This is a genomic window from Gordonia sp. 852002-10350_SCH5691597 (assembly GCF_001665715.1).
Lineage (GTDB): Bacteria > Actinomycetota > Actinomycetes > Mycobacteriales > Mycobacteriaceae > Gordonia > Gordonia sputi.
On sequence record NZ_LZMO01000186.1, the window covers coordinates 1 to 4,532 of the forward strand.

Here is a 4,532-nt window from a genome sequence, read left to right on the forward strand (position 1 = left end):
CCCTGCCCACGCCCCAACCTCCGACCTCCGACGACCACAACCCCGCGCCAGCCCCCTACTCCAGCGTCTTCCCGAGCCGTGCTGCGGACTCCTGGTACTCGCTGACCAGGTCGGCGACCAGTTCGGCGACAGGGGTGATCGAGTTCAGCCGGCCGACGATCTGGCCCGCGGGCATGGCGACGACGCCTGCGTCGTCGGCATGCGAGATCCGCGCGTGTGCTTCCCCTACGAGCAGATTCTGCAGCGGCATCGGCAGCGGCTCCGGAGCGCCGGGGGCATCCCAGGCGTCGGTCCACTTCGTCTTCAACAGTCGGGCGGGCAGGAAGTCGGGGAAGGGTTCTTTCCGTGGGCTTTTGAGGTTTCCCCGCGAAGTTTTGCGAGGAGGGGTCGGAGAGTGGGGGAAGGATCGTTACCCCTAGTTTCTGCGTGGGCCGACAATCGACGTCGCGGGTCACTCGACGACGCCGCCGCGTTGCAACGCATCGTGAATTCGTCCGACGAGGCGTCGAGGGGCGGCGAGGTCGTTCCAATTCCAGCGCACGACGGTGATGTCGCGGGCTCGGATGGCGTCCTCGCGCAGCTTCTCGTCGTAGATCACTTCTTCGGGAAGTGCGTGGCCGCTGGCGGCGGACTCGCGGTGGTACTTGATCCGACCGTCGAACTCGCCGACTACGCGCAGTCGGCCGGTCGAGTCGCGCCAGCCGAAGTCGCAGCGGAAGGTGGTGCCGTCGGGGAGGGTGATCGCGACCTGCAGTTCTGGGTTCGGGAGGAGTTCGGCGTCGCAGAGGATGCAGCGGCTGATCGTTTCGCCGATCGACTCTGACTGATCGGTGACGAGGGGCAGCGCGGTTCGGAGGACGTTGATCCCGTGGCAGGGGCCGAGCGCGTCGACGATGTGCTGAAGGTCGACGGGTTGCTCGCGTATGCGCCCTTGGTAGAGCCCGCTGTCGAGGGCGCAGACAGCTTGTCGGAAGGTGCCGAGACGCGCGACGTCGCAGACGGTTCGCTCGATCGACGTGACCTGGAATCCGTCGACGGTCACCAGATGGTGGTCGGGGATCGGTGCCTGATGGATGACGAGTCCTGGCGACGTGCGCCCGGAACGCTCTGAAACGAAATGCACGGCTGAGCGGTCGGGGTCGAGGAGCGGCACGTCGAGCATGGCCGCCGCGGACTGATGGCTGAGGTATCGGCGGGAGGTGCCGCTGCGTGCCGCGGCCACGACCGTGTCGCGGTATCTGGTCTCGGTGCGTTCGTGGTCTTCGAGGTCGGCGTACGCGGAAGACGACACGTACGAGCCGTGGCGTAATCGGTCGATCTGTCGTTCTTTGAGCGCACGTTGGATGTCGCGGTCGGTGCCGCCCTCGCTGATTACGCTGCGTCGGTAAATGATTCGGCTGTCGGACGTTGACCCTTCGGGGTCGGATACGGGGAATGTGGTCACGGACTGATCGTGGCTGAAAGTCGCGGAAGGGAGTCGTCGACGACGGCGGGCTGTGGATAAGTAGGTCAGATTCGCGGCGTTGTGGACAAGTCGTCGTGCCGATGATGGTTGGGGGTGCAGGGCGCGGGCAACGTGGACGGGGTTGGGGCGCGACTTTTCCTCGGGTTTCTGGGGTTTCCGCGCGAAGTTTTGCGGGGAGGGGTCGGAGAGTGGAGGAAAGAAGCCTTCCCCTAGTTTCTGCGCGGCGACGGCGACGGCGGCGGGGAGGGGTGGGCGGTGTAGGCCGGGCGGAGCGGCGGTGGCGGGTTGATGGTCAGCCGTACGTGTGGCCGTGGCGCGTCCAGGTCGCGGGTGAATCAGCCTCGCGCAGAGTGCGTTTGAGTGTCTTGAAGGTCGCGGTCTCGGGCAGTGCGTCGACGATGCGCACGCGGTGGGGCCATTGCTTGGGGCCGAGGTCGCGCTGGGCGGCGAGGAAGTCGGTGAACTCTGATGGTCCGAGTGTTGGGGCGACCAGGACGGCCTCGATCTCGTCGCCGATCGCGACGGGCACCCCGTACACCGCAGCCTGTTGGATATGGTTGTTGCGCAGTAGGATTCGCTCGATCGGTCCGGCGCCGAGGTTCTCGCCGTCGACGCGCATCCACTCGCCGAGGCGTCCGGCGAAGTGAATGTAGCCGGAGTCGTCGACCCAGCCGAGGTCGCCGGTGTGATAAACCCCGCCGCGCATGCGTTCTGCAGTCGCGGCGTCGTCGCGGTAATAGCCGCTGAAGAGTCCTGGGCCAGAGGTATTCACGATCTCGCCGACCTCGCCCGGAGGTGTGGGCTCGCCGGTTTCCGGGTCGACGACGGCTGTCGGTGAGCGCAATGGTCCGAGGGCGTCGTCGGGAGTGTCGGGAGTGCGGGTGATGGCGACACCTCCCTCGGTGGAACCGAAACCGTCGATGACGCTGCACCCGAATCGGGCGGCGAAGCGTCGTCGGTCGCGTGCCGACGCCTCGTTGCCGTAGACGATCCGAAGCGGGTTCTCGGCGTCGTCGGGGTTCTCGGGGGTCGCCAGGATGTAGTTGAGTGGCTTGCCGACGTAGTTGGCGTAGGTGATGCCGTAGCGACGGACGTCGGGGAGGAAGGCGCTCGCAGAGAATCTGCGCCGCAACGTGATCGACGCTGCACCTGCCACCGCGACCGACCAGCCGGCGATGGTGGCGTTGGAGTGGAACATCGGCATCGAGAGGTAGATGTTGTCGGTTGGGCCGATGTCGAAACGTTCGGCGAGCATCGTGCCGCTTGCGGCGAACGTGCGATGGGTGCAGCGGACCGCCTTCGGTTCGCCGGTGGTGCCGGACGTGAAGATCAGCATCAGCAGATCGTCGTCGGCGGAAGCGGGGAACTCGACGAGTGTCTCGACATGGGGTGCAAGTAGTTTCGGCCACTCGCCGGAGTCGACGTCGATCGTTCGCGCGCTGACGTCGACGTCGGCGAGGAGGTGCCGGGTGTCGGAGTCGGTGAGGACCAGATCGCAGTCGGCGGTGGCGATGTCGGCGGCGAGGGCCGCGCCACGACGGGTGGTGTTGAGTCCGACGACGACGAACTCGCCGAGCGTCGCCGCAGCGATCAGATAGCTGAACTCGGCGACGTTGCTCATCAGCACGCCGACGTGGGGTGGTCGGCTGTCGGTCAACAGTCCGGTGACAACGGCTGCGCGTTGCGCGGAGCGTCGCAGATGCTCACTCCACGTGACGAAGTCGTCGTCGACGTATAGTCCACGGTCGGTGACGTCGGCCAGCTTCGACAGGAGATCGGTGACGGTCACGACGGCGTATTCGTCATGCAGGCTCGGCCGCGAGAGCGTCGCCGAGCCGTCGGAGCGATGTGTTGGCAGATCCGAGGGTGAATTCATTCTGCTTGGCGCGCAGGAAGTATCGGTGTGTGGGGTGGCTCGTGTCCAAGCCGACGCCACCGTGGACGTGGACGGCCGTGTGCGCCACTCGATGCCCCGACTCCGCTGCCCAGAACTTCGCGGTTGCGATGGCAGCGGAAACGCCTGCGCTTCCGGTGGTTTCGGGGTGCTCGGGGTCGCCGGACGATCCGGTGTCGGACTGCGCGAGGAGCCACGAGGCCTGGGTGGTGGTCAGCGACAGCGCCGAGACGTCGATGTAGCCGTCCGCGAGACGCTGTGCGACGGCCTGGAACGAGCCGATCGGCCGTCCGAACTGTTCACGTTCGCGGGCGTAGCGTGCGGTGGCGTCCAGCGCGGCGGCGAGCACACCGGACTGCTCGGCACAGACCGCGAGGGTGAGGCGATCGACGAGGTCGGATACGACGTCGACGCCGTGCAGGACGTGGGCGTCGTCGAGTGCGACGTCGGAGAACTCGACGTGATGGGTCGGGGTGAGGCCGGTGGTGCGGGTTTCGGTGATCGTGATGCCGGTGGCGGAGGCATCGACGACTGCGACCGCGACCGAATCGGGATCATGTGCGGTGACCAATAGCAGCCCTGCCGCAGCGGCATAGCCGACGTTGATCTTGCTGCCGCGCAGTACGTATCCGTCGTCGGTTCGAGTCAGAGTGGTTGTGGGTGAGAGTGCGTCGTCGCCGAGGTCTTCTTCGACGGCGGCGGTTGCGATGAGTGTGCCGTCGGCGAGGCGGGGCAGTAGCTCGGCTGCGAGCTTCGTGGCGGCGTATCGGGCGACGATCGGGCCGGCCGCGATCGCGTGCTGTCCGAAGGGGACGCGGGCGAGGTGCGTGCCGAGTTGCTCTGCGACGGCGGTGTTCTCGACGGTCGAGAGGTCGCCTGCGGCGTCGCCCGCGAGGGTTTCTGGAAGTTCGAGAGCGAGCAGGCCCGCTGCCGCGAGTTCACGCCAGAGCTGGTCGTCCAGCGGCGCCGACGAGGCTTCGAGCGCAGCGACTCGCTCGTGGGTGCTGATCTTGGTCGCGATGTCGGCGGCGAGATCGCGCACCGCCCTTGCGGTCTCGGGGAGGGTGAAGTCCATGGCGGGTGCTCCTCGGTGGGTGGTGATCTCGACAAGCTCGATCAGCGTGGTGGGGTCGATCAGCGGGGTGGGCTCGATCAGCGAGGTGAGCTTGATCA

At 66.7% G+C, this 4,532-nt stretch carries 3 protein-coding genes and 1 pseudogene; all 4 read right to left on the minus strand.

The window, feature by feature from the left end; genetic code table 11:
- Window positions 1–55 precede the first annotated feature (55 nt).
- A pseudogene (locus A5777_RS13310) lies at window positions 56–319 on the minus strand (nitronate monooxygenase); the annotation flags it as partial.
- A gap of 132 nt (window positions 320–451) precedes the next feature.
- Entirely contained in the window at window positions 452–1,444 is a 993-nt protein-coding gene (locus A5777_RS13315; RefSeq protein ID WP_064863012.1) for a type IV toxin-antitoxin system AbiEi family antitoxin domain-containing protein, read from the minus strand.
- Window positions 1,445–1,757: 313 nt separating this feature from the next.
- Entirely contained in the window at window positions 1,758–3,254 is a 1,497-nt protein-coding gene (locus A5777_RS13320; RefSeq protein WP_064863014.1) for an AMP-binding protein, read from the minus strand.
- Window positions 3,255–3,267: 13 nt separating this feature from the next.
- On the minus strand, window positions 3,268–4,434 hold the full coding sequence (locus A5777_RS13325; RefSeq protein WP_064863013.1) for an acyl-CoA dehydrogenase family protein: 1,167 nt from the start codon (window positions 4,432–4,434) through the stop codon (window positions 3,268–3,270).
- Between the last annotated feature and the right edge of the window lie 98 nt (window positions 4,435–4,532).

Excerpts from the sequence above, each read along its gene's own strand:
- A5777_RS13325 (WP_064863013.1), bottom strand. The coding sequence starts at position 4,434 with ATGGACTTCACCCTCCCCGAGACCGCAAGGGCGGTGCGCGATCTCGCC.